Origin of the sequence: Stenotrophomonas daejeonensis (assembly GCF_001431505.1) — a bacterium.
GTDB classification, from domain to species: domain Bacteria; phylum Pseudomonadota; class Gammaproteobacteria; order Xanthomonadales; family Xanthomonadaceae; genus Stenotrophomonas; species Stenotrophomonas daejeonensis.
Window position 1 is genome coordinate 1 of record NZ_LDJP01000110.1, and the last position, 1,919, is coordinate 1,919.

2 protein-coding genes are annotated in these 1,919 nt (G+C 54.9%); both read left to right on the forward strand.

Annotated features, from left to right (window positions below; genetic code table 11):
* The first annotated feature begins 23 nt into the window (after positions 1 to 23).
* A complete protein-coding gene (locus ABB34_RS14430; protein WP_057642076.1) occupies positions 24 to 482 on the forward strand; it encodes a DUF4262 domain-containing protein in 459 nt (152 codons plus the stop codon).
* Between the two features lie 821 nt (positions 483 to 1,303).
* Positions 1,304 to 1,852 (forward strand): HEPN domain-containing protein, encoded by a 549-nt coding sequence (locus ABB34_RS15055; protein WP_083490237.1) that lies wholly within the window; start codon positions 1,304 to 1,306, stop codon positions 1,850 to 1,852.
* Positions 1,853 to 1,919: the final 67 nt, after the last annotated feature.

Consider the following 1,919-nt stretch of genomic DNA (forward strand, 5'->3'; position numbering starts at 1 on the left):
CGGCTTAATTCAACTGTTAGACAATGGGTGAAGATTTCGCCGCTCAGAACCAAAGAATCTCGGACAACATCCGGGAGTACGGGTGGCACTGCCTCCATGTCTTCCCAACCAAGGAAGGCCAAGACAAGTTCAGTTATTCCATTGGCTTCCGTGAGTCCTACGGCGCCCCGGAGGTTCTGATCTTCGGACTGGAGCGGGAAAAGGCCCATGCCCTACTCAATGAGTGTGCTCAACTGCTTAAGGGCGGACACACTATTGTTCCCGGCGTCGAGGACGGAAACGTTCTTGCGGGCGACTACAAGGTAGTCTTTAAGCCTGTTCGTTCGGACAGTTTCGGGGAGTATTTGGGCACGGCCCTACGGTACTACCAGAGCAAGCCCTTCAGCGCGATGATCATGTTTCTTCCGGATCGGCAGAATCGTTTCCCTTGGCAAGCGGGCTACGATGACATTCCGGCGGAGGAGTCACTGGCCATCGTCTAACAATTCATTCAAGCCGACGCCGCTTCGCGGCGCGGCTTAATTCAGGCGTTAGGCCTCACAGGAAGTTTCGCAACTACATGGAGAACAACGTGATCGACGCAACGTCAGCCTCAAGCATTACTAGTAAGTGGGTGCAACTGGAGAGCACATATGGCGCTCGCGCCACCCAGTACATGCGATCTATTCTCGGGCCAGCTATCGAAGCCGCGGCAAAGAACGGTCAGAATCAGATATCCCAAGAGGGCGTGAGCCATGATTTCCTTCAGGATTTAATCCTAGCTCTCCAATCGTTGGGGTACGGCACTCAACTTAACGGCTACTCGTTCACCGTCACGTGGTGAGGCCTAACAATTCATTCAAGCCGACGCCGCTTCGCGGCGCGGCTTAACTCAAGTGTTAGGTGCGCGCCGCACTCCCGCTCACCTGAAAGACATGGGGTGCAACATCCAAGGGGAATGACAATGCGCAACTACATCATCGCCGGGTCGGCATTCGCTCTGCTTGCGGGCTGTTCCACAACCTCCAAGGTCATGGAGGTTGGCCCTGATACTTATTCCGTGAGTGCAATGGCCGCTCCGGTTCGTGGCGGCACTGGCGCAGCGCGCTCTAATGCTCTTGAGCAGGCTAACGCTCACTGCCGATCGCTTGGCAAATACATTGAGGTGGTTGACACATCCCAAGAAACTCTCAATAGCTACGGCGCGGGAGCCGCTGACGTTGTGTTCCGTTGCGTTAATCGCAACCCGTAAGCGCACCTAACAAGTCATTCAAGCCGACGCCGCTTCGCGGCGCGGCTTAATTCAAGCGTTAGAGCCTTTCAGATGACGTCATCCGCATACCAAACATTCGAGCACGCGATCCGAGACGCAATTGACCTTCTTGGTCATTTTGACGCAATCAACAAGCAACCCCCGCCGCCTGAAGCAGAGGTGCTAAAGAGAGCCAGCCTTGTCATGGCCCTAGCTGCCCTTGAGACGTACATTGAGGACAGGATCGTGGAGGCAGCAAAGACTGTCGCTGGCCCAGACTCCGGGGCCGGCCGCCTCGCCAAGTTCTATATCACATCGCTGGACACAGACCTTAAGTACTTCCACACGCCCAGCACTGATCGAGTCAAGTCCATTTTTGACAAGTACTTAGGCCTAGATGTGACGGAAGGATGGACATGGAATCACTACGACCCAATTAGAGCCCGTAGCGAGCTCAACAAGATCGCCAAGAAGCGCGGCGACATTGCGCACAGGTCTTTAAGGCCAATTGCGGGCCAACCAACTCCACACGCGGTGACTCGCGAGGAACTCCGGAAACACATCCAATTCATTAGGGATCTCGTAGGAGCAACTGATGCATTCCTGGCTGAAAGGCTCTAACAATTCATTCAAGCCGACGCCGCTTCGCGGCGCGGCTTAATTCAGGCGTTAGACCGCTCAGGAGATT

Bases quoted from the DNA above. Each gene is read 5' to 3' on its own strand.
- ABB34_RS14430 (WP_057642076.1), top strand. From the start codon at position 24: ATGGGTGAAGATTTCGCCGCTCAGAACCAAAGAATCTCGGACAACATC.
- ABB34_RS15055 (WP_083490237.1), top strand. From the start codon at position 1,304: ATGACGTCATCCGCATACCAAACATTCGAGCACGCGATCCGAGACGCA.